A 22,459-nucleotide genomic window follows, 5' to 3' on the forward strand; every position below is an offset into this window, starting at 1 on the left:
GCGCCGTCAAGATTAATTCGTAATTTATTTAGTTTCGGTTGCGGCGCTCCACCGTTCCGCCGGGGCGGCGCGCCCCGGCGGGATGGTTCAGAAGGCGCTCTGACGGACCGTTCCGCCGACGCCCCGGGAGACGGCGAGCACGGTGCCGCCCGGTCCCGCGGTGGCGCCGAGCGCGCCGTCGAAGCTGTTGCTGACGAACTGCCGGTCGGGGAACCAGTCGCCCCAGTGGCCGGCGGTGGCGTCGTAGGTCCGCTGCCAGAGCGTGTAGTCCCCGGCACGGGCGAGCAGTTGGACGCTGTCCCCGGTCGCGACGAGCGTCGGGCTGCCGCTGACGGTGCCCCCGAGCGAGGACCAGCCGGACCACGCGCCGGACGCGTCCTGGACCCGGGTCCACACGGCGTCGTCGGCGGTGCGCACGGCCACATGGGTGCGGCCCTGCGCGTCGGCCGCCGCCGAGGGACGGCCGTACAGGGCGAGCCCGTCGGGCGCCCCCAGCGAGCTCCATCCGGCGGCCTGGGTGCGGGTGATCACGCCGCCGTCGGCGCCGGTGGCGAAGAGCGTCCACCGGCCGGGGCCGGTGACGGCCGCGGACGGCGCGTCGGCGAGGTCGCCGCCCAGGCTCTGCCACGGCCCCCAGAGGCCGCCGCTGTAGGTGCGCACATAGGCCGCGTCGTCCAGGCCGCGGACGAAGACGTCGATGCGCCCGCCGGCCGAGGCGTAGGCCGCCGGCTGGCCCTGGAAGCGGCCCCGGGTGGGTCCGCCGAGCTCGGTGACGGTGCCGCCAGCCCACTGCCCGTCGCGGCCGGTCCGCGCGCTCAGCGAGCCGTTGGCCTGCTGGGTGAAGGCGGTGAGCACGTCGCCGTCACGCACGATCGACGGGTCCGCGGCCGAGGCGGCGCCGGTCACCGTCCCCGGCGCGTCGTCGGCGCCGGTCAGCCCGAGGAAGGCCGTGCCGTGGGCCGGCACGGTCACGGTGTAACCGCCGGTGTACGAGCCGCGGTTCGCGCGGGCCCGCAGGTCGCGGACCGCGACCTGGCCGGTCAGGCCCGCCTGCGCGAAGGTGACCGTGCGCTGCGCGGGCTGGTCGGAGCGGTTGAGCAGCACCACCGCACGCCGGCCGTGGCCCGTCAGGACCTTGCTGTAGGTGTCGCCGGTCGCGTCGGTGGCGATCCGCACGCCCTGGATGCCCAGCGGGTCCTGGTCGACGGCCAGGATCTCGGGGTTGCGCAGGGTGTCGAGCATGGCCTTGTCGAGCGTGCGCGGGTCGGAGCCGATGACCAGCGGCGAGGCCATCTCGGCCCACATCACCAACTGGGTCGTGGACTCCTCGCGGTCGAGCTCGTAGGAGCCGTCGGACAGGGCGCGCATGGGGATCAGGTAGTCGGGGTCGTTGAAGTGCCCGGGCCCCTGCGCCTCGGGGTGCCAGGCGTTGGCGTCCATGTTCCGCAGTACGTTGGGGAATTCACCGGCCGTCGGCGAGCCCCACGCGATGTCGGTGCCGGTGCGCCAGGAGTCGGCGGTCGTCGGCCCGTACACGTAGGTGTTGTGCGCGTCCTGGGCGGCGGTGTGGGGCAGACCCCAGTCGTCGGTCAGCGGGTTGCACAGGTTGAGCAGCATGGGCCGCCCGGAGTGCGCGATCGCGTCGCTGAACTGCCGGAACGCCGGGCCCGGGTCGAGCTTCTCGCCGATGCCGCACAGGAAGTCGACCTTGACCGCGTCGATCTTCCACCGTGCGAACTGGTCGGCGTCCTGCTGGTAGTGGCCGCGGCTGCCGAGGCCGCAGTTCGCGGGGTCGTAGTCCCCGGCGTCGGTGTAGATGCCGGCCCGCAGACCGCGGGCGTGCAGGTAGTCCACCAGCGCCGGGATCCCGGAGGGGAACCGCGTCGGGTTGGCGGTCAGATTCCCCTGCGCGTCACGGGGGTTGTCGGCCTGCCAGCCGCCGTCGAGCCAGACGATGTCGTAGCCGCTGTCGCGCAGACCGCTGCTGACCATGAAGTCGGCGACGCTCTCGACCTGCGTCTCGGTCGGCGCGCCGAGGCCGTAGTAGGTGTTCCAGCCCATGGGGGGCGTCGGCGACAGGCCGCTGCCGTAGTAGGCCGGCACGCCGGCGCCGGTGGTCGCGGGCCGTGCGGCCGAGCGGGCCTGGGCCACGCCGGGCAGGGCGACGGCGAGCAGTGCGGCCGCGCCGGCGGCGAGCGCCGCACGCCGGGCGCGCGCCATCCCTGGACGATGCGAAGTCACGTGGTTCTCCCGGAAGTTGGGGATACGCGGGCCGGCGCGGCGGTGAAGCCCCGGCGCCTGCCCGCGGATGACTGTGACCGCGGCACCGGAGGGGTGTCAACGATTATTCCTAATAAACTAAAATTCGATGCGTGGGCGAGACCTGTTCACGCGCCGGGCGCCCGGTCTGCGACGTCGCGCCCGGTGCGCGGGATCCGGTTCAGCCCCGGTCGCGGAACTCCGCCAGCAGGTCGTAGGGGTACGGCAGCGGCATCCGGCTCGCTCGCGTGAGCCGTTCCCCGGCCTCCGCGCCGAGCACCAGGTCCAGCGCGCCGAGGCAGTCGGCGAGCTGCCCGGCCGTGTGCGGCCCGGTGATCGGGGCCGTGACGCCGGGCCGGTCCATGAGCCAGCGCAGCGCGACCTGCCCCGGCGACCGCCCCAGATCGCGGGCGACGGCGTCGAGGGTGCGCAGCACCGCCTCGGCGCGGCCGAGGTCGGTGGGCGCGTGCGGCCCGGTGGTCAGCGACCGGGCGCCGGTGAGCCGGCCGCCGTCCAGCGGACTCCACGGCAGGATTCCCAGGCCCTCGGCCCGGCACAGTCCGGCGAGCTCCCACTCGACCTCGCGGTGCCGCAGGTTGTACAGCGGCTGCAGGCTCACATACGGCGCGCCGCCCCGCTGCCGGGCCAGGTCCACGGCCTTCTGCAACTGCCCGGCCGGGTGGTTGCTCGCGCCCAGGTAGCGGACCTTGCCCGCGGTGACCAGCGCGTCGAGGGCGGCCAGTGTCTCGTCCAGCGGCGCGAGCGCGTCCCACACGTGCGTCTGGTACAGGTCGATGTAGTCGGTGCGCAGGCGGCGCAGGCTGGCCTCGACCGCGGACAGGATGTGCTTGCGGCTCAGGCCGCCGTCGTTGGCGCCGGGGCCGGTGGCCCGGAACACCTTGGTGGCCACCACCAGCGCGTCCCGGTCGCGCCCGGCCAGCCAGCCGCCGAGGATGCGCTCGGCCTCGCCCTCCTGGTAGAGGTCGGCGGTGTCGACGAAGGTGCCGCCGGCGTCCGCGAAGACGTCGAGCACGCGGTGCGCCTCCCGCTCGGACGTCTCCCGGCCGAAGGACGCCGTGCCCAGACACAGCGCGCTGACCTGCAGACCGGAGGTTCCCAGACGACGGTGGAGCATGGCACGGCCTCTTTTCCTCGGCGGTGGGACAGCCGGACCGTAGCCCACGGCCGGACCGGGTCAGTGTCCCGAGGTGGCCTTCAGGCCCACCACCGCCACCAGGAGCAGGGCGACGAAGAAGATCCGCGCGGCGTTCGCGGGCTCACCGAGCAGCAGCATGCCGACCACCGCGGCGCCGGCCGCGCCGATGCCGACCCAGACGCCGTAGGCCGTGCCGATGGGCAGCGTCTTCGCGGCCTGCGAGAGCAGCATCATGCTGGCGACGACGCCCGCGCCGGTCATCAGACTCGGCCACAGGCGGGTGAAGCCGTCGGTGTACTTCATTCCGATCGACCAGGCGACCTCGAGCAGACCGGCGACGACGATGAGGACCCATGCCATGACGGCACCTCCGAACAATGCGTGTTCACGGGGGTGCACCGTCTTTGCAGGGTCCCGGTACGGCGCGCTCGTCGGGTCCTGTCCACGGTAGCAAACACGGCCGGCCGGGGCCGGGGACGGTTTCCCGGCCCCGGCGGCCGCTTCAGCGGGCGGGCTGGCCGTCGGCGAAGTAGCGGACGAGCGCGGGGTCGAGCGGGGGGATGTCGCGCGGGGTGCCGCCGTCCCGCAGCGACTCGGTGGCCCGCACTCCGGCGGCGACGGCCATCCGCGCGGCGACCGGCGAGGTGTCGGTGCGGCCGCCCGACCGGGCGAACCGCAGGAACTCGTCGATCAGCAGCGGGTCGGCGCCGCCGTGGCCGGCCGCGGACTCCGCGTCGGGCACGCGGTAGGTGGTGTCGGCGTCGGCGCGGTGCCCGGACACACCGGAGGTCCACACCTTCACCTCCGCGCCGGGACCGTCGCCGAGGTTCTCCAGCCGGCCCGCGTCGCCGATCACGGTGTAGTTGCGCCAGTAGTCGGGGGTGAAGTGGCACTGCTGGTAGGCGGCCAGCACTCCGTTGTCGAGGCGCATGTTGACCAGCGAGACGTCCTCGACGTCGATCACCGGGTTCAGGTCGCGCTGGCTCGCCGGCGGCCAGTGGCCGTCGGCGGTGTACCAGTCGTCGGTCTTGGGGACACCCGGCTCCCTGCGGTGCGGCAGGTCGCCGTAGACCATGAGGTCGCCGAGCGCCTGGACCCGCGCGGCCCATCCGCCGGCCAGCCAGTGCAGGACGTCGATGTCGTGGGCGGCCTTCTGCAGCAGCAGTCCGGTGGTGTGGCGGCGCTCGGCGTGCCAGTCCTTGAAGTAGAAGTCGCCCCCGTAGCCGACGAAGTGCCGCACCCAGACCGTCTTGACCGCGCCGATCTCGCCGCGCGTGATGATGTCGCGCATCAGCCGGATCACCGGCATGTGGCGCATGTTGTGCCCGACGTACAGGCGGCTGCCGGTCTTGTGGGCGGTGCGCAGGATCTCGTCGCACCGCTCGACGGTGATGTCAAGCGGCTTCTCGACGAAGACGGCCTTGCCGGCCCGCAGTGCCGCGCAGGTGAGGTCGGCGTGGGTGTGGTCGGGGGTGAGGACCAGGACGGCGTCGATGCCGGGATCCGCCACCACCTCGCGGTGGTCCGGGGTCGTGGCGGCGCCGTCGAACGCCTCGGCCGCGCGCTTCCGGCTGCCGGCGTCGGGGTCCGCGACGGCGGTGACGCGGGCGCCGTTCCCCGGCCGGTGGGCGGTGCGGGCGAGCGTGCCGCGCATGCCGTAGCCGAGGACGCCGAGACGGAGGTCGGTCATGGTGGCTGTTCCTTCGCTGTGCGGGGTCGCTGATCGTGGTCAGCAGCGTAGGCCGGGACTCCTTCCCGCCGGCGGCCCGCCGCATGCCGTGACGGCCGTGGTCCCGCGCTCTAAGGTCGGCGCATGCGCCTGTACTTGTCGTCCTTCCGGCTCGGGGACCACGCCGAGCGCCTGCTCGCTCTGCTGCCCGGCGGGACGACCGGCCGCCCGGTCGCGGTGGTCGGGAACGCCATGGACGCCGAGAGCCCGCAGGCGCGGGCCGCCGGGATGCGGCGGGAGGCGACGGCGCTGCGAGGGCTGGGTCTCGACCCGGTGGAGCTCGACCTGCGCGACCACGCCGGGGGCGGCGCCGGGGAGTTGGCGGGTGTGCTGGCCTGCCACGACCTGGTCTGGCTGCGCGGCGGCAACGTGTTCATGCTGCGCCAGGCGATGGCCCGCAGCGGGGCCGACGCCGCGTTCACCGCGCTGCTGGGGCGCGACGCCCTGGTGTACGCCGGGTACAGCGCGGGGGCGTGCGTCCTCGCGCCGTCGCTGCGCGGCCTGGAGCACTGCGACGACGTCACGGCGGTGCGCCGCGTGTACGGCGAGGAGCCGGTGTGGGACGGACTGGGCCTGATCGACCGCCCGTTCGTGCCGCACGTCGACTCCCCCGGCCATCCCGAGACGGTCCTGCTGGGCCAGGTCTCGGCCGCCTACCGCGCGGCGGGCACGGCTCACCACGCCCTGCGCGACGGGCAGGTGCTGGTCGTCCGCGACCGGGAGCAGCGGCTGTTCTGAGCGCGGCCGGGACGGCGCCCGCTGGGGACGCGCCCGCGCGGCGCGGTCCCGGGGCACGCGAGGGGCAGGGCGGACCCCCGTCCCGCCCTGCCCCCGGTGCGGCGGCCCTGCCTCAGCGGTAGAGGCGCAGGTCCGCCAGGCTCCACCAGTTGCCCGCCGAGCCGGTCTGCGTCACCCGCACGTAGCGGGCGTGCGTGGGCGGCAGGTCCACCGACGTGAGCTGGCCGGTGCCCGTGCCGGAGGCGGCGGTCCGCCAGGTGGTGCCGTCGTCGCTGACCGAGAGCTGCCAGCCGCGGGCGTAGTCGCCGAGGTTGTCGCCGCTGTCGATGTCCACCCGCCGGAACACGGTGCGGCGGCCCAGGTCGAGCTGGACGTACTGGCCCGGGGTCTGCCCGGCGCCGCTCGTCCAGCGGGTGGTTCCGTCGTCGTCGGCCGCGAGCTGGGGCGAGCCCTGCCCGGCCGGGGACGACGTGGCCGTCGCGCCGGTGAGCGGGATCTGCTGGAGCTTGCCGGTCAGCGCGCCGGACTTCGGCCAGGTGAACGTCGCCAGCGCCCCGCCCGGCAGCGTGTACGCGAAGCTCTGCCCGCCGACCGCGACCGCGAACGAGCGGGGGTTGTCGTTCTCGTTGTGCACCACCAGCGCGGTGGAGCCGTCCGGGTTGGTGAAGGCCACGTCGGTGATCTGGCCGTTCCAGCCGGTGGTGCCGTAGTTGGTGCTGCCGATCCGGACGGCGCCGGGCTTCACGAACTTCGACAGGTGGCCGATGGTGAAGTACTCGGCGTTGGTGGTCACCGTGTGGTCGGGCGCGACCGTCAGGAACGCCGTGCAGGTGTCGCAGCCGCCGTTGTGCGGGCCGCCCTGCGGGTCGAGGGCCAGGTTCCAGTCGGCCACGGACTTCGCCCAGTTGCGGGTGGTGCCGACCGTGATGGTGCGGGCGTGCCACGTCAGGGTGCCGCGGAAGATCTGCGGCGGCGTGTCGGTGGCGCCGTGCGAGCCGGAGCACTCGGTGAACCAGATGCCCTTGTCCGGGTGCGCGTCGTGCAGCGCGGTCTGCGCGCTCGGGTCACCGGAGTAGCAGTGGTAGGCCGTACCCGCGATCCACTTGGCGGCCGGGCTGTCCAGCACCTGGTACGGGTAGTCGGTCTGCGGGTCCTCGCCCATCTGCTGGGCGGTCTTGATGTCGTCGGGGTGCGTGGTCCAGTTGTGGTCGTAGGCCAGGATCCTGGTGTGCGGGCTCGCCTCGCGCAGCAGCGGGCCGAGCGCCTCGATGACCGCGGTCTCCTGCTGGACCGGCAGGTCGGTGCCGGGGTACGCGTTCGGCTTGCGGTTCTGCGGCTCGTTCTGGACGGTCAGGTAGTCGATGTGCACGCCGGCCGCCGCGTAGGCCTGCACGAACTTCACCAGGTAGCGCGCGTACGCCTGGTAGATCCGCGGATCGTCCTTCAGGTGCCCGCCGACGAGCGAGTCGCCGTCCTTCATCCAGGCCGGCGGGCTCCACGGCGTGGCCATCACGGTGAGCTGGGGGTTCAGCCGCTCGGCCTGGCGGAGCAGCGGGAGGATCTGCTTCTGGTCGTGGGCGATGCTGAAGTGCCGGAGCGCGAAGTCGGTCTGGCCCGCGGGCATGTCGTCGTACGTGTAGTGCGTGGGCGAGGCGGTGAAGTCCGAGGAGCCCACGGGCTGCCGCAGGAAGCTCACGCCGATGCCCTGGCTCGGGTCGAACAGCTCGCGCATGGCGGCGTCCCGGTCGGCGGCCGGCAGGGAACTGAGCACGGCCGCCGAGGAGTCGGTGAGCGCGCCGCCGAAGCCGTCGACGCTCTGGTAGCGCCGGCCCGGGTCGACGGTGATCGTCGTCAGGTCGGATCCGCCGGGGTGGAAGTCCACCGGTGCCTGCTGCTGAAGCCGCTGCGCGCCGTCGGCGGTGGTCACCCACACCGACGCACGCACGGACTGCGACGAGGCCGGGGCCGGGTGGTCCGCGGCCGGAGTCTGCGCGACGGTCCGAGCGGCCGGCACACAGGTCAGGCCGAGGGCAGCGGCGGTGACCACCGCCGCCGCGAGTGCGCGTCTCGTCATGGTTCTCCTCGCTCGAGCTCGGCTGCGTATGAAACAACCTGAAACGTTTTCTGCAACCCCACTGCGGGAGTCAGATAAGCCGCCGCAGCGCAGCGTGTCAACCGCCCGGACCGGATCCCCGTCGCAAAGGTGATGTGGCAGCCGCCGCGCGCCGGTACGCTGCCACCATGAAACGAATGCGTGTAACAGGTGGCTAGGCGGAAGGGGGCACAGGCGACCGTTCGCGCCATCGCCGCGGAGGCCGGTGTCTCCATCGCCACCGTGTCGCGCGTGATGAACGGGCACGCCCACGTCGCGCCCGAGACGCAGGAGCTGGTGCGCAGGGCGGTGGCCCGGCTGGGCGCGCCCGCCCCGGCGCGGCGCGGCAGCGCGACCGGTGCGATCTATGTGCGCTGCCCCTATGTGCTGACGGACTACTTCGGGGTGATCGTCTCCTCGATCGCGGAGACGCTGGACCTGCACGGCCGGCGGCTGCTGCTCAGCGCCGGGGACGCGGCCCGGGACATCCAGGTACTGCCGGGTCTGCCGAACGACCCGGGGATCGCCGGTGCCGTGCTGATCGTGCCGCCGGAACCGGAAAGGGAGCTGGAGGCGCTGCGCGCCCAGGACTTCCCGTTCGTGGTGGTCGACCCGCGGACCCCGCTCCCCCGTGACATCGCCTCGGTGTCGGCGGCGAACCTGACCGCTGCCCGCAGTGTCACCGGGCACCTGGTCGGCCTCGGGCACCGCAGGATCGGGGTGATCGGCGGCCCGGGCGACTGGCTGGCGAGCCGGTCGCGTCTGGCCGGGCACACCTCGGCACTGGCCGAGGTCGGCGTGCTGCCCTCGCCGGAACTGCTGCGCAGCATCGAGCCGACCGCGGACTGGGGGTACGACGCGGCCTGCGAACTGCTGGACCTTCCCCGACGGCCCACCGCGCTGGTCGCGTTCAACGACAAGGCCGCCGTCGGCGCGCTGCGGGCCGCGTACGAGCGCGGGCTCCGGGTGCCGGAGGACCTGTCGATCACCGGGTTCGACGACATCGACCTCAGCCGCAGCACCGTGCCGCGGCTGACGACGGTCCGCCAGCCGCTGGAGGAGATGGGACGGATGGCGGTGTCGCTGCTGATGCGGCTGCTGGACCGGCACACCGTCGACACCCTGCACGTCGAGCTGGCGACGCAGCTCGTGCTGCGCGGCTCGACCGGCCCGGTGCCGCCGGAGCCGTCAGGTTCCTGAGGACGCCCGACGGCCCGGCGCGGGCGGAGGTTCAGCCGGCGAGCCGGGGGTTGCGCGGGGAGGGGGTCACCGGCCCGGCCCGGAACGCGGCCGGTGTCCGCACGACGCGCTCGGGTGTGAACCGGACGCGCCGTCCCGTGACGCCGTCGTCTCCCCCGCCGCCCGGCTCGGTCCACTCGACCGCGGCGCGGCCCGAGAGCTGGAGCATCGTGCCGCTCGCGAAGTCCGGGAAGAGCAGGGCGGCCCGCGGGTCGGCGTCGATGTTGCCCAGGCTGGCGAACATGTTGTTGCCCGGGTAGTCGGGCCACCACAGCCCGCCGTCCTCGACGCGCACGAAACCGGGCGCGCCGCCGCGGTGCGAGGCGTCGGCGCCCGAGCCGGGGTGGACCGTGCCGAGGAAGAAGGTGTCGGCGCCGGAGATCAGCCGCACGTCGTCGGCGTCCGGCTCCTCGCGCCACGCCGCGCCGGCCGCGTCCCGCGGTCCGGGCGCCCCGGCGTGCGGGGCCGGGTCCGCCTCGACGTCGCGCCGCTGGATGTACTGCGGGCAGTTGCCGAACGCCTGCTGCGCCCGCACGGCGAAGCCGGTCGGGCCGGTGGCCACCACCGTGCCGTTGACGCGGAACCGCCGGCGCAGGGCGAAGTCGACGGCGATCATGCCGACCGCGCTCCCGCGGGCCGGGCCGGTGGCGAGCGGTCCGCCGGGCGCCGGGAGGGTGAGCACGTCCACGGTGGTCTCGTCCACGACGTGCAGGAACCCGGGGTGCCCGGTCAGCGGCACGGTCCACAGCAGTCCGTCACCGTCGGCGGCGGTGAGGACCGCCAGGTCGCGCTGCGCCAGGAAGAAGGCGGGAACGCCGGTGAGGTCGGGCGGCGCGAGCATGCCCGAGAGCCGGGCGGCGCGCTCTCCCACGCCCGCGCGGTGCTGAACGGCCAGCTCGCCGTCGTGGAACCCCGTTCCCCGGTCGGTGCCGATGCTCACAGGGACCTCCTTCTCGCGGCGGTGTCGACGCCCGTCCGTGCCGTGGCCGGCCCGTGAGCCCCTCACGAGTCCTAATGGATGCGACACGAATCAGACATTAGCAACCATGGCACGGATCCTCCCTGGTGTCAAATGGTTGACCTCGTGGACAACCATTAGCAACGGCGTTACCGTGAGATCCATGGAGACCACCGGACCCCGGACGGACGGCTCGCCGGCGGGGAGCGCGCCGCTGCTGCCGGGCGAGCCGCTGCCCGTGCGGCTGACGAACACGCTCTGGGCCGACACCGGCGGTGTGCACGACAGCCTGGAGGACACCGCCGGGCTGGCCGCGTGGCTGGAGACGATCGCGCCGCTGCTGCCCGGGGGAGCCGGTGACGCCCTCGCCGAGCCGGGCGACCTGACCGCGCTGCTGCCGGGGTTCCGTGAGCTGCGGGACGCCCTGCGCGTGCTGGCGGCCGACGTGACCGACGACACCCGCCCGGTGGCGGGGTCCGGCGGCCGGGTCGACCCGTCCGCCACCCGCGCGGCGGCGGAGGCGGTCGACCGGGCCTGTGCCCACGCGCCCGGCTGGTCGCACCTGGCGTGGCCGCAGGACGGCCCGCCCACCCGCGTCCTGCGGTCGGCGCACGAGCCGGCCGCCGCGGCCCTGTCGCTGATCGCCGAGGACGCCGTCCGGCTCTTCGCCGGCGACGACCGGACCTCGCTGCGCGCCTGCCTCGCCCCGGGCTGCGTGCTGTACTTCCTGCGCACGCATCCGCGCCGCGAGTGGTGCTCCGCGGCCTGCGGGAACCGGGCGCGCGTGGCCCGCCACTACCAGCGCCACCACGCCCACCCCGGCACCTGATCCCCTGACGCCGCTCGGCTCACGGCCCGGCGGCGGTGACCTCACTCCCCGGCGTCGAGCTTCCTGAGCACCCGGGCCGGGTTGCCCACCGCCAGCACACCCGCGGGCAGGTCCCGGGTGACGACCGACCCCGCGCCCACCACGGTGTTCTCGCCGATGGTGACGCCCGGGCAGACGATCACGCCGCCGCCCAGCCAGACGTTGTCGCCGATGGTGATCGGCAGCCCCTTCTCCCAGCCGGCGCGGCGGCGCTCGGTGTCGAGTTCGTGCGTCGGCGTCAGCAACTGGACGTTGGGGCCGATCTGGACGTCCTCGCCCACGGTGATCGGCGCGGCGTCCAGGAACACCGCGCCGAAGTTCACGAACGTCCGCGCGCCGATGCTGATGTACTCGCCGTAGTCGCACAGGAACGGGGGCCTGATGTGGACCCGGTCCCCCACCGAGCCGAGCAGGTCCCGGAGGACGTCGGCCCGCTCGGCGGGGTCCGCGGTCGTGTTGTAGGTCCGGCAGAGCCGGTCGCGCCGCACGGAGGCGGCGCCCAGTTCCTCGTCGTCCGCGATGTACCAGTCGCCTGCCAGCATCCGCTGCTTGTTCTCACCCATCCCCCCAGTGTGGGGTGCGGACGGGACGCGGGATCAGCCGACCTCGATCTCCACGTGCTGCGGGTAGAAGGCGACATGACCGGCGATCAGGCCGACGGCGTCATAGGGCTGCCGGTAGGTCCACACCGCGTCGGTGACGTCCCCGCCGGGACCGGTCAGCGTGTAGTACGACGCGTCGCCCTTGTACGGGCAGTAGGTCGCGGTCCCGGTGGGCCGCAGGACGTTCGCGTCGACGTCGTCCAGCGGGATGTACTGGACGGCCGGGTAGTCGGCCTCGCGCAGGGTCAGGGCGCGGGCGGTGTCGGCGATCACCTCTCCCCCGGCCCGGACGACCACGCGCGCACCCGTCGGCTCGACGGTGATGGGGTGGTCGGGGCCGGGCGTCTTGACGGTACGTGCTGTGCGTTCCATGGGCTCTCCCCTGAGGTGGACGGTGGTGCACACCGGCGGTTCCCCGGGAGCCGGGTGCCGCTCCTTGGTGCAGCGCCCGCGCCGGGCGGTCCATTCCCGTGCCCGGCGCCCGGGCCCGCCCGGTGGCCGTCACGACCCAGCCCCGATGCCGGACAGGCGGCGCTGGACCTGCAGCAGGTACTCCTTGCGGTTGAGTGGGTCGGCGTCGGTCCTGGGCCGCCCGGGGAGCGGACCGCGCACCTCGGCCCAGTGGTCGAACGCCGTCTCCAGGACGCCCTCGCCGCCGGTCAGCGTCGGCAGCCGCTGTTCCAGGCCGTGCACCCGGGCGGCGGGGATGTCGCCCTCGACGACGTAGCCGCCGCCCTTCGGCGCCTGGGTTCGCGGCACGGCCTCCAGCCGGCCGAGCGCGGGCAGCACCACGCCGAGCGCGTCCGCGGGGACGTCCAGCCGGAACCGGTGCATGGGCTCGTACACACGGGTCCCGGCCCGGCGCAGGGCGGTCATCAGCACCAGCGGTGTCAGGTTGCGGAAGTCGCCGGAGGTGCTGGACATGCTCTTGTCGAAGACGGCGTGGGCGTGGCTCTGCCGGGCGTTGTAGCCGGAGTGCGTCATGGTGACCACGCAGTCGGTGACCTGCCAGCCGTGCAGGCCCTGCCGCAGCGTCTCCGCGACGGTCTCCTCGACCGCCTTGAAGAACGCGTAGGGCAGCGAGCCGAGTTCGACCTCGCGCCGGAACTCCGCGCCGCTGCCCGGCGGCGCGGGGTCGATCCGCAGTCCGACGGTGGCGAGGAACGGGTTGCCGTCCTTCTCCTTGACCTCGAAGGCCGCTCCGGTGCCGGCCGGACGTTCGATGTGCAGGGTGGTGGTGCCGTGGAAGACCGCCTCCACACCGAACTCACCGGCGAGCGTGGCCTGGATGACCTCCTTCTGCACCTCCCCGTACAGGGACACGGCGACCTCCTGGCGCATCTCGTCGCGCCGCAGGTTGATCAGCGGGTCCTGCTCGGCGAGCAGGGTGAGGGCCGTGTGCAGGCGGCCGCGGTCGGCGGGCCTGCGGGCGGCGACGACGGTCTCCAGGGTCGGCGGCGCGAAGTGGTGCTCGGGGGACGCCTGCGGGGACGGCACGCCGAGGGTGTCCCCGATCCGGACGTCGCCCAGGCCCCAGAGCCGTGCGATCCGGCCGGCCCCGACCGCGTCGGCCCGCGCCTCCGTGCCCTGGTCGAAGACACCGATGGCGGTGACCTTGCCCTCGCCGGCGGCGCGGCCGGCCCGCAGCACCGGCAGCCGGTCGCGGGTCCTGATCGTGCCCGACGCGAGGCGCACATAGGTGACGCGCTCCCCCGCCGGGCCGCGTTCCACCTTGAAGACGCTGCCGGAGACCGGCCCGTCCGGATCGCCCGCGGGCGCCGGGAGCAGCTCGCGCAGCCCGGTGACCAGGGCGTCCACCCCGGCGCCGGTGACGGCCGATCCGGCGTGGACCGGGTGGACCAGGCACCGGGCGGTCTGGTCGGCGAGCGCGCCGCGCAGCCGTGCGTCGGAGACGGCGCTCTCGTCCGCGGCCCAGGCGGCGAGGAGTTCCTCGTCGTGCCCGGTGAGCACGTCGAGGAGGTCGGCCCGGAGGGCGGGGTCGCCGGCGGGGCGCGCGACGGCGCGGGCACGGCGGGTGCCCTGCCCTTCGGCGCCGGTCATGACGGCGACGTCGGGAGTCAGGCGGGCCCTGATGTCCGCCACCGTCCGGTCGAGGTCGGCGCCCCGGCGGTCGAGTTTGTTGACGAAGATCAGGGTGGGAATGCGCAGCCGGCGCAGGGTCCGCAGCAGGATCCTGGTCTGCGGCTGGACGCCCTCGACGCCGGAGACGACGAGCACGGCGCCGTCGAGGACGCCGAGCACCCGCTCGACCTCCGCGATGAAGTCGGGGTGGCCGGGGGTGTCGATGAGGTTGACGGTGCGCCCGCCGAGCGTGAACGACACCACGGCGGACTTGATGGTGATGCCGCGCTGCCGCTCCAGGGCGAGCGAGTCGGTGGTGGTGCTGCCGTCGTCGACGCTGCCGACCCGGTCGATGACGCCCGCGGTGTACAGCAGGCGTTCGGTCAGGCTGGTCTTACCGGCGTCGACATGGGCGAGGATGCCGAGGTTGAGGGATTGCACGGAGTGTCATGTCCTCGAGATAGGAGGGAATTCCTGTCCGGTGGGTCATGACGGGGCCGCGCATGATCAGCACTCCTCGGTCGGCGTCGCGTTCTCCCGACTACAGCAGAGCGGGGGACGGCCGGGCAACGCGTTTTCCCCGCGTCCCGGCGCGGGTGGAGCGCCGTCGTGGTGCGTGTCGCGCCGGGGTGAGGGGTGGCGAGCGCCCCTTCTCACACCGGCGCGGCGGAGCCTCAGTCGCGTGAGACCTTGCGGTTCGCCCGCAGCCACTCCTTGTTCATCGAGGTGATCGACGTCAGCGGGATGCCCTTGGGGCACGCGGTGGCGCACTCGCCGGTGAGGGTGCAGCCGCCGAAGCCCTCGGCGTCCATCTGGGCCACCATGTCCAGCACCCGGGTCTCGCGTTCGGGGGCGCCCTGCGGCAGCACGTTGAGGTGGTTGACCTTGGCCGAGGTGAAGAGCATGGCCGAGCCGTTGGGGCAGGCGGCCACGCACGCCCCGCAGCCGATGCACTCGGCGTGCTCGAAGGCGGCGTCGGCGGCGGCCTTGGGGACGGGGGTGGCGTGTGCCTCGGGCGCGGCGCCGGTGGGCACGCTGACGTAGCCGCCCGCCTGGATGATCCGGTCGAACGCGGAGCGGTCCACCACCAGGTCGCGGACGACCGGGAACGCGGCGGCCCGCCACGGCTCCACGTCGACGGTGTCGCCGTCGCGGAAGGAGCGCATGTGCAGCTGGCAGGCGGTGGTGCGCTCCGGGCCGTGGGCGTCGCCGTTGATGACCAGGCTGCACGCCCCGCAGATGCCCTCGCGGCAGTCGTGGTCGAACGCGATCGGCTCCTCGCCCTCCAGGGTGAGCCGTTCGTTGAGGGTGTCGAGCATCTCCAGGAACGACATGTCCGGGGAGACGCCGTCGACCGGGTACTCCTTCATGGCTCCGGGCGACCGGTCGTTCTTCTGGCGCCAGACGCGCAGGGTGAGCCTCATGCGTAGCTCCGCTGGGTGGGATGGACGTACTCGAAGACCAGGTCTTCCTTGTGCAGGACGGGAGCGTCCCCGGTGCCGGTGAACTCCCAGGCGGCGGCGTAGGAGAACTCCTCGTCCCTGCGGGCCGCCTCGCCGTCGGGGGTCTGGGACTCCTCGCGGAAGTGACCGCCGCAGGACTCCGCGCGGTGCAGCGCGTCCAGGCACATCAGCTCGGCGAGTTCGAGGTAGTCCACGACCCGGTTGGCGCGCTCCAGCGACTGGTTGAACTCGGCCTCGGTGCCGGGCACCTTGATCCGCCGCCAGAACTCCTCGCGGATCTGCGGGATGCGGTCGAGCGCCTTGCGCAGGCCCTCCTCGGTCCTGGCCATGCCGCAGTACTCCCACATCAGTTCGCCGATCTCGCGGTGGAAGGAGTCGGCGGTGCGGTCGCCGTCGACGCTGATCAGCCGGTGCAGCCGCTCCTTCGTCTCGGCGACCGCCCCGGCCACCGCCGGATGCGCGGCGTCGACGGTGTCGTGGCCGGGGTTGCGGGCGAGGTAGTCGTTGATGGTGGCCGGCAGCACGAAGTAGCCGTCGGCCAGGCCCTGCATCAGCGCGGAGGCACCGAGCCGGTTGGCGCCGTGGTCGGAGAAGTTGGCCTCGCCGATCGCGAACAGGCCCGGGATCGTGGTCTGCAGGTCGTAGTCCACCCACAGGCCGCCCATCGTGTAGTGCACCGCCGGATAGATCCGCATGGGGACCTCGTACGGGTCCTCGGCGGTGATCCGCTGGTACATCTCGAAGAGGTTGCCGTACTTCTGCTCGACGGCCTTGCGGCCCATCCGGGCGATGGCGTCGGCGAAGTCGAGGTACACGCCCTGGCCGCCGGGGCCGACGCCGCGTCCCTCGTCGCAGACGTTCTTGGCGGCGCGGGAGGCGATGTCGCGCGGCACCAGGTTGCCGAAGGAGGGGTAGATGCGCTCGAGGTAGTAGTCCCGCTCGGCCTCGGGGATGTCGCCGGGGGCGCGGGTGTCGCCCTTGGTCCTCGGCACCCAGATGCGGCCGTCGTTGCGCAGCGACTCGCTCATCAGGGTGAGCTTGGACTGGTGGTCGCCGGTGCGCGGGATGCAGGTGGGGTGGATCTGGGTGAAGCACGGGTTGGCGAACCAGGCGCCGCGGCGGTGTGCCCGCCAGACGGCGGTCGCGTTGGAGTTCATCGCGTTGGTCGACAGGTAGAAGACGTTGCCGTACCCGCCGGAGGCCAGCACGACGGCGTCGGCCAGGTGGGTGGTGATCTCGCCGGTGATCAGGTCGCGGGCGACGATGCCGCGGGCGCGCCCGCCGACCACGACCAGGTCGAGCATCTCGGTGCGCGGGTGCATCTCGACGTTGCCGGCCGCGATCTGCCGGGACAGCGCCTGGTAGGCGCCGAGCAGCAACTGCTGGCCGGTCTGGCCGCGGGCGTAGAAGGTGCGGGAGACCTGGACGCCGCCGAAGGAGCGGGTGTCGAGCAGGCCGCCGTACTCACGGGCGAAGGGCACGCCCTGGGCGACGCACTGGTCGATGATCTCCACCGAGATCTGCGCGAGGCGGTGCACGTTGGACTCGCGGGAGCGGAAGTCGCCGCCCTTGACGGTGTCGTAGAACAGGCGGTGGATGGAGTCGCCGTCGTTGCGGTAGTTCTTCGCGGCGTTGATGCCGCCCTGCGCGGCGATCGAGTGCGCCCGGCGCGGTGAGTCCTGGTAGCAGAACTGCTGGACGTGGTAGCCCTGTTCGGCAAGCGTCGCACCGGCCGAGCCGCCGGCCAGGCCGGTGCCGACGACGATCACGGTGTGCTTGCGGCGGTTGGCGGGGTTGACGAGCTTGGCGGCGAAGCGTCGGGTGTCCCAGCGTTCGGCGATCGGCCCCTCGGGCGCCTTGGTGTCGGCGAGCGGTGCCCCGGTCGCGTAGTCCGTGTAGTGGTCCATGTCCTCTGGATCTCCTGGGTTTCCTGGGTCTCCTGGGTTTCCCGGGTGACTGGTGTTCACGCTCAGCTCACGACGCCGGTCATGACGCCGACGGGCACGGCGATGAACCCGGCGGTCAGCACCAGGGCGAGGCCGTTCGCGGTGGACTTCAGGACGCGGTCGCGGGTGCGGCTGCCCGCGCCGAGCGTCTGTGCGGCGCTCCAGAAGCCGTGCCGGATGTGCAGGCCGAGCGCGAGCATCGCCACGATGTAGATGACGTCGCCGTACCAGGTGTGGAAGGTGGCCACGACGTTCTGGTACGGGTGGCCGGGCTCGGCGTTGCGGTTGACCGTCAGGGTGGTCAGGTCGAGCAGGTGCCAGACGATGAACAGACCGAGGATCACTCCGCCCCAGCGCATGGTGCGGGTGGCGTAACTGGCCCGGGGCCTGCGGTGGACGTAACCGACCGGGCGGGCCCGCCGGTCGAGGCGGCTGAGCTGGTAGGCGCAGACGGCGTGGGCCACCACGCACACCACCAGTCCGACGCGGATGATCCACAGGGCCCACTCGTAGTGGAGGAACGGCTCGCCGAGGGTGCGCAGCCAGTGCGCGTAGCCGTTGAAGGTGCCGGGGCCGAAGAAGATCTTCAGGTTCCCGAACATGTGGACGGCCAGGTAGGTCAGCATGAGCAGCCCGCTGACCGCCATGATCGTCTTCTTGCCGATGGTGGAGTCCCAGACGGTGCGCACTACCGTGGGGCGCCGGTCGGGGCGCGTTGCCAGTGCCATGAGCACGACCGTAGAACCGCGGCACACCAGTGGTCCAAGACATGATCGAGCTGGACTCGATAGCCGAAGCCTATGGCGAGGTAGGGTGGAGGTGTGCAGTTCCAGCAGCTCGCCTACTTCGTCGCCGTCGCGGACGCCCGCCACTTCACCCGCGCCGCCGAGGCGGTGCACGTCTCGCAGCCGTCGCTGTCCCAGCAGATCCGGGCGCTGGAGAAGGAGCTGGGGGCGCCGCTGTTCAGCCGGGCCCGCGGAAACATCACGCTCACCGACGCCGGCGAGTCCCTGCTCCCGCTGGCCCGGCGGATCCTCGCGGACGCCGACACCGCCCGCCACGAGGTGATGGAACTCGCCCAGCTGCGGCGCGGCCGGGTCCGGCTGGGCGCCCCGCCGAGCCTGTGCACCGGCCTGCTGCCGGATGTGCTGCGGGACTTCCACGACCGGCATCCCGGCATCCAGCTCCTCGTCGAGGAGGGCGGCTCGCACGACCTCGTCCGGGAGCTGGCCCGCGGGGCGCTCGACCTGGCACTCGTCGTGCTGCCGCTGCCGAGCCCGTCGCCCGCGCTGACCACGGTGGAGCTGTTCCAGGAGGACCTGGTGGTGGTCTCGTCGGTGGACGCCGAGGCGCCGCGGTCCCCGCTGCGCGTCGCCGACCTGGCCGGGCAGCCGATGGTGATGTTCCGGCACGGCTACGACCTGCGGGAGCTGACGCTGGCAGCCTGCCGGTCCGCCGGTTTCGAGCCGTACTTCACGGTGGAGGGCGGCGAGATGGACGCGGTGCTCGGGTTCGTGAAGGCGGGCCTGGGCCTGGGCGTGGTGCCGACGATGGTGGCCGCGCGGGCGGGCAGCGAACTGCGGGTGACCCCGCTCGCCCGCCCGGGCCTGCGCCGGACGGTCGCCCTGGCCCACCGCAGCGACGTCGCCCCGCCGCGGGCCGCCCGCGTCCTGCAGGACGTCCTGCTCGCCGCGGCCCGCCGCGCGGTGACCGATCCGGGCCTGAGCCCGGCCGGCGGCGGCTGAGCACCGGCCGGTCGCGGGCCCGGACCGGGCGCCGGGGGCCGGCGCCGGCGCCGGTCAGTCCAGCGGGACGGCCGCCCGGGTGCGAGGTCCGCCGGCGGTGCCGGTGTTGCTGGTGCCGGCCGGTTCCAGCAGCAGGACCGCGGTCTCCTCATCGGCGCGCGGGCAGTGCTCCACGCCCCTCGGCACCACGTACAGCTCCCCCGGGCCGAGGACGACGTCGCCGTCCCGGAGCTGGACGGTCAGCCGGCCGCTGACCACCAGGAACAGCTCGTCGGTGTCCTCGTGACGGTGCCAGACGAACTCCCCGAGCAGTTTGGCGGCCTTCACCTCGTAGTCGTTGACGGCGGCGATCGTGCGCTGCGCCCAGTGGTCGTCGAACCGGGCCAGGCAGGCGGCGATGTTCACGGGTGTCCCGCTGCGGGTGGCGGTCTTTCCGGCGGCAGGGCCGGTCGTGCGGCTTTCGCTCATGCCGGGATCGTCTCGCCGTCGCCCTGGGGGCGTCTTGTACATTCCTGACGTGACCACCGAGCGGCCCCGGACCCACGAGCTCCGCGCATGGCGGCCCGCCGTGCCGGGGATCACCGAGGTGCTGCACGCCCACTTCACCGACCACGCCTATCCGCGGCACACCCACGAGACGTGGGACCTGATGATCCTCGACGACGGCGCGGTGGACTTCGCCCTGGACCGGCGCAGGCACGGCGCCTCGGACACCGGACGGGTGCTGCTGCTCCCGCCGGGCGTTCCGCACGACGGGAGGACGGTCAGCGCGGCCGGCTTCCGCAAGCGCGTCCTGTACCTGACCACGGACGTGCTGCCGGACCGGCTGGCCGGCCCGGCCGTGGACGGGCCGATCCTCGGCGACGCGCCGCTGCGCCGCCGCATCCACCGGCTCCACACCGCCCTGACGTACGAGGACGACGCGCTGGAGGCGCAGTCGCGGCTGGCGTTCGTCCGCGAGCGCCTGCTGGTGCACCTGGACGCCCACCGGGTACGCCCGCCCGGCCAGGAGGCGGACCGGCTCGCCGCCCGGCTGCGCGAACTGCTCGACGCCCGGATCCGGACCGGCCTCACGCTGGACGAGGCGACATCGGTGCTGCACGCCCACCCGACGCACCTGATCCGGTGTTTCACCCAGGCCTACGGGCTCCCGCCGCACACGTACCTGACCGGCCGGCGGATCGACCGGGCGCGGCGGCTGCTGCTGGCCGGTGAGCGCCCTGCGGACGTGGCGGCCGCGGTCGGGTTCTACGACCAGGCGCATCTGAACCGCCACTTCACCCGTCATCTGGGCGTTCCGCCGGCCCGTTACGCCAGGGCGGCACGGGACCGCGGCCGTTGACCGGCGGTCCCGTGCCGCCCGGCGGCAGCCGGGTCAGCCGGTGATGAGGGCAGGGTCGCTGACTCCCGGCCGGCCGTTCTCCACGTGCCCGGCGAAGCGGCGCAGGAAGGCCGCGTCGTGGTCCGAGGTCACGGTCAGGTCGTACCAGCGGCCGCTGTGGCCCAGGTCCAGGGTGTGCGTCCCGCGCCGCCCGGCACGGACGGTGAAGGTCTCCTTGCTGCCGTCGTAGGCGTTGCGGACGGTCAGCCGCACGTCGGCGTGGCCCGCGTTGGCCAGGGTCAGCTCGATCCGCCCGGACGCCTCGTGGCGGGCTGTCACCTCGGGCCCGTTCTTGGCCACCGAGCCCGCGAAGGAGCGCAGGAAGCCGTTGGGGCCGTGCACGGTCAGCTCGTAGGCGCCGCCGGTGGCCGCGGTGTCCCAGCTGCCGGAGATCTTCTTGCCGGCCTCCGTGGTGTACGTCCAGGGTCCGTCGGTGCGGTTGCCCGCGGTGACGTGGAAGGCCGCGCCCGCCGCGACACCGCCGCCGAAGGTGACCGTGACGGTGCCGTGGGACGCGCTCACGGCCGCGTCGGCAAGCGGCGCGTACCGCAGCGGCCGGGTGGGCCGGGAGCCCTTCTCCTGCTTGGGCAGCACCGGGTTGGCCGGCGGCACGGGGACGTAGCTGGGGTGCCGCTGGTCGTCGGTGGGCCGGTAGGCGTCGGTGCCGGGCAGGTGGGCCGGCTTGTCGTGCTGCAGGCCGAAGTCGAAGGCCGAGGTGAGGTCGCCGCACACCGCGCGGCGCCAGGCCGAGATGTTGGGCTCGTGCACGCCGAACCGGCGCTCCATGAACCGCAGGATCGAGGTGTGGTCGAAGGTCTCGGAGCACACGTAACCACCGGTGCTCCAGGGCGAGATGACGATCATCGGGACGCGCTGCCCGAGCCCGTAGGGGCCGGCCGCGTACGTCGCGTCGCCCGCGAAGAGCTCGCCGTCGGTGCTCACCGTCGACGCGCCGCGGCCGGCGGCCGGCGCGTACGGCGGCACGAGGTGGTCGAAGTAGCCGTCGTTCTCGTCGTAGGTGAGGAACAGCGCGGTCCTGCTCCACACCTCGGGGTTGGAGGTGAGCGCGTCCAGCACCTGCGAGACGTACCAGGCGCCGTAGTTGGCGGGCCAGTTGGGGTGCTCGGAGAACGCCTCGGGGGCGGCGATCCAGGAGATCTCCGGCAGCCTGCCGGCCTTCACGTCGGCGCGCAGCTCGTCGAAGAAGCCGTCGCCCGCGGCGGCGTCGGTGCCGGTGCGGGCCTTGTCGTAGAGGGCGTCGCCGGGCTTGGCGTTGCGGTAGTTGTCGAAGTACAGCAGCGAGTTGTCGCCGTAGTTGCCGCGGTAGGCGTCCTCGATCCAGCCCCAGGAGTGGGCCGCGTCCAGGCCGTCGCCGACGTCCTGGTAGATCTTCCAGGACACCCCGGCCTTCTCCAGCCGCTCCGGGTAGGTCGTCCAGGCGTAGCCCGCCTCGTCGTTGCCGAGCACCGGGCCCTTGCCCTGGCCGTCGTTGCCGGTGTAGCCGGACCACATGTAGTAGCGGTTCGGGTCCGTGGCGCCGATGAACGAGCAGTGGTAGGCATCGCAGATGGTGAAGGCGTCGGCCAGCGCGTAGTGGAACGGGATGTCGTCCCGCGTGAGGTGCGCCATCGTGCCGGTGCCCTTGGCGGGGATCCAGCGGTCGTACTTGCCGCCGTTGAAGGCCTTGTGGCCGCCGATCCAGTCGTGGTTGAGGCCCTCGATGAACTGCATGCCGAGGTCCTCGGCGTCGGGGTGGTACGGCAGGACGTCCTTGGTGCCGTCGCTCTGGTGCCACACCGACTTGCCCGAGTCCAGGGTCACCGGGCGCGGGTCGCCGAAGCCCCGCACCCCGCGCAGGGCCCCGAAGTAGTGGTCGAACGACCGGTTCTCCTGCATCAGGACGACGATGTGGTCGACGTCCTTCAGCGAACCGGTGCGGCGGCTGGCCGGGATGGCGGCGGCGCGGGCGATGCTCTGGGACAGGGCCGAGAAGCCCGCGGTGGCGCCGGCGATCTGGAGGAATCGCCGGCGGTTGAGCTCGGACATGACTGACCAGCCTCTTCGCGTGGTGGGTACCGGAGTCGGTGGTCCCAAGAGCAGCGACAGCAGGCGACCGGCCGGTGTCCGCGGGATGACGCGGCGCGGTACGCGTCGCGAACAGCCCCGGCCGGTACGGGCGTTGGTGCCGCGCCCGCCCGCCG

At 73.2% G+C, this 22,459-nt stretch carries 19 protein-coding genes and 1 riboswitch; of the genes, 5 read left to right on the forward strand and 14 right to left on the reverse strand.

The annotated features are described in order from the left end of the window. Positions 1 to 87: 87 nt before the first annotated feature. From K7862_RS17150 to K7862_RS17165, 4 genes are all read right to left on the reverse strand, one after another. Positions 88 to 2,220, reverse strand: a complete 2,133-nt coding sequence (locus K7862_RS17150; protein WP_222963482.1) for a DUF8189 domain-containing protein — start codon at positions 2,218 to 2,220, stop codon at positions 88 to 90. A gap of 220 nt (positions 2,221 to 2,440) precedes the next feature. Then, positions 2,441 to 3,394: an aldo/keto reductase gene (locus tag K7862_RS17155; RefSeq protein ID WP_222963483.1), complete on the reverse strand. Its 954-nt coding sequence runs from the start codon at positions 3,392 to 3,394 to the stop codon at positions 2,441 to 2,443. A 60-nt stretch (positions 3,395 to 3,454) separates the two neighbouring features. After that, positions 3,455 to 3,775, reverse strand: coding sequence for a DMT family transporter (locus K7862_RS17160; RefSeq protein WP_222963484.1), 321 nt, complete (start codon positions 3,773 to 3,775; stop codon positions 3,455 to 3,457). 32 nt (positions 3,776 to 3,807) lie between these two features. Beyond that, positions 3,808 to 3,876, reverse strand: a riboswitch (guanidine-III (ykkC-III) riboswitch). A 41-nt stretch (positions 3,877 to 3,917) separates the two neighbouring features. After that, complete coding sequence (locus K7862_RS17165) at positions 3,918 to 5,105, reverse strand: Gfo/Idh/MocA family protein (protein WP_222963485.1); 1,188 nt, start codon at positions 5,103 to 5,105, stop codon at positions 3,918 to 3,920. 123 nt (positions 5,106 to 5,228) lie between these two features. Here K7862_RS17165 and K7862_RS17170 point away from each other — a divergent pair, with 123 nt between their 5' ends. Beyond that, a complete protein-coding gene (locus K7862_RS17170) occupies positions 5,229 to 5,882 on the forward strand; it encodes a Type 1 glutamine amidotransferase-like domain-containing protein (protein ID WP_222963486.1) in 654 nt (217 codons plus the stop codon). Between the two features lie 112 nt (positions 5,883 to 5,994). On the opposite strand, the gene K7862_RS17175 is transcribed toward K7862_RS17170, so the two are convergent. Beyond that, a complete protein-coding gene (locus K7862_RS17175) occupies positions 5,995 to 7,956 on the reverse strand; it encodes a discoidin domain-containing protein (RefSeq protein ID WP_222963487.1) in 1,962 nt (653 codons plus the stop codon). Positions 7,957 to 8,145: 189 nt separating this feature from the next. Between K7862_RS17175 and K7862_RS17180 the strand changes: the two genes are divergently transcribed. Then, positions 8,146 to 9,174 carry a LacI family DNA-binding transcriptional regulator gene (locus K7862_RS17180; RefSeq protein ID WP_222963488.1) on the forward strand — a complete coding sequence of 343 codons (1,029 nt, stop codon included), beginning with the start codon at positions 8,146 to 8,148 and terminating at the stop codon, positions 9,172 to 9,174. Positions 9,175 to 9,205: 31 nt separating this feature from the next. On the opposite strand, the gene K7862_RS17185 is transcribed toward K7862_RS17180, so the two are convergent. Then, positions 9,206 to 10,153 carry a pyridoxamine 5'-phosphate oxidase family protein gene (locus K7862_RS17185; RefSeq protein ID WP_308012034.1) on the reverse strand — a complete coding sequence of 316 codons (948 nt, stop codon included), beginning with the start codon at positions 10,151 to 10,153 and terminating at the stop codon, positions 9,206 to 9,208. Positions 10,154 to 10,334: 181 nt separating this feature from the next. On the opposite strand from K7862_RS17185, the gene K7862_RS17190 reads away from it, so the two are divergent. Further along, positions 10,335 to 11,000, forward strand: a complete 666-nt coding sequence (locus K7862_RS17190; protein ID WP_222963489.1) for a CGNR zinc finger domain-containing protein — start codon at positions 10,335 to 10,337, stop codon at positions 10,998 to 11,000. Between the two features lie 41 nt (positions 11,001 to 11,041). Here the strand turns inward: K7862_RS17190 and K7862_RS17195 are convergent, their stop codons facing one another. The 6 genes from K7862_RS17195 to K7862_RS17220 form a co-directional block, all read right to left on the reverse strand. Beyond that, positions 11,042 to 11,602, reverse strand: coding sequence for a sugar O-acetyltransferase (locus tag K7862_RS17195; protein ID WP_222963490.1), 561 nt, complete (start codon positions 11,600 to 11,602; stop codon positions 11,042 to 11,044). A gap of 33 nt (positions 11,603 to 11,635) precedes the next feature. Next, positions 11,636 to 12,013: a DUF427 domain-containing protein gene (locus K7862_RS17200; RefSeq protein ID WP_222963491.1), complete on the reverse strand. Its 378-nt coding sequence runs from the start codon at positions 12,011 to 12,013 to the stop codon at positions 11,636 to 11,638. Between the two features lie 129 nt (positions 12,014 to 12,142). Next, positions 12,143 to 14,164, reverse strand: a complete 2,022-nt coding sequence (locus K7862_RS17205; protein ID WP_222963492.1) for an elongation factor G — start codon at positions 14,162 to 14,164, stop codon at positions 12,143 to 12,145. Positions 14,165 to 14,397: 233 nt separating this feature from the next. Then, a complete protein-coding gene (locus tag K7862_RS17210; protein WP_222963493.1) occupies positions 14,398 to 15,147 on the reverse strand; it encodes a succinate dehydrogenase/fumarate reductase iron-sulfur subunit in 750 nt (249 codons plus the stop codon). Then, a complete protein-coding gene (locus K7862_RS17215; protein WP_222963494.1) occupies positions 15,144 to 17,093 on the reverse strand; it encodes a fumarate reductase/succinate dehydrogenase flavoprotein subunit in 1,950 nt (649 codons plus the stop codon). The genes K7862_RS17210 and K7862_RS17215 overlap by 4 nt, the downstream gene beginning before the upstream one ends. Before the next feature lie 62 nt (positions 17,094 to 17,155). Further along, entirely contained in the window at positions 17,156 to 17,860 is a 705-nt protein-coding gene (locus K7862_RS17220) for a succinate dehydrogenase cytochrome b subunit (protein WP_222963495.1), read from the reverse strand. Positions 17,861 to 17,953: 93 nt separating this feature from the next. Between K7862_RS17220 and K7862_RS17225 the strand changes: the two genes are divergently transcribed. Beyond that, on the forward strand, positions 17,954 to 18,877 hold the full coding sequence (locus K7862_RS17225) for a LysR family transcriptional regulator (RefSeq protein WP_222963496.1): 924 nt from the start codon (positions 17,954 to 17,956) through the stop codon (positions 18,875 to 18,877). A gap of 54 nt (positions 18,878 to 18,931) precedes the next feature. Here K7862_RS17225 and K7862_RS17230 read toward each other — a convergent pair whose 3' ends face one another. After that, positions 18,932 to 19,345: a cupin domain-containing protein gene (locus K7862_RS17230; RefSeq protein WP_222963497.1), complete on the reverse strand. Its 414-nt coding sequence runs from the start codon at positions 19,343 to 19,345 to the stop codon at positions 18,932 to 18,934. A gap of 49 nt (positions 19,346 to 19,394) precedes the next feature. Between K7862_RS17230 and K7862_RS17235 the strand changes: the two genes are divergently transcribed. Beyond that, a complete protein-coding gene (locus K7862_RS17235) occupies positions 19,395 to 20,219 on the forward strand; it encodes a helix-turn-helix transcriptional regulator (protein ID WP_308012035.1) in 825 nt (274 codons plus the stop codon). Between the two features lie 33 nt (positions 20,220 to 20,252). Here K7862_RS17235 and K7862_RS17240 read toward each other — a convergent pair whose 3' ends face one another. Beyond that, positions 20,253 to 22,304, reverse strand: a complete 2,052-nt coding sequence (locus tag K7862_RS17240) for a phosphocholine-specific phospholipase C (protein ID WP_222963499.1) — start codon at positions 22,302 to 22,304, stop codon at positions 20,253 to 20,255. Positions 22,305 to 22,459: the final 155 nt, after the last annotated feature.

It is taken from the genome of Actinacidiphila acidipaludis (assembly GCF_019890725.1).
Lineage (GTDB): Bacteria > Actinomycetota > Actinomycetes > Streptomycetales > Streptomycetaceae > Actinacidiphila > Actinacidiphila acidipaludis.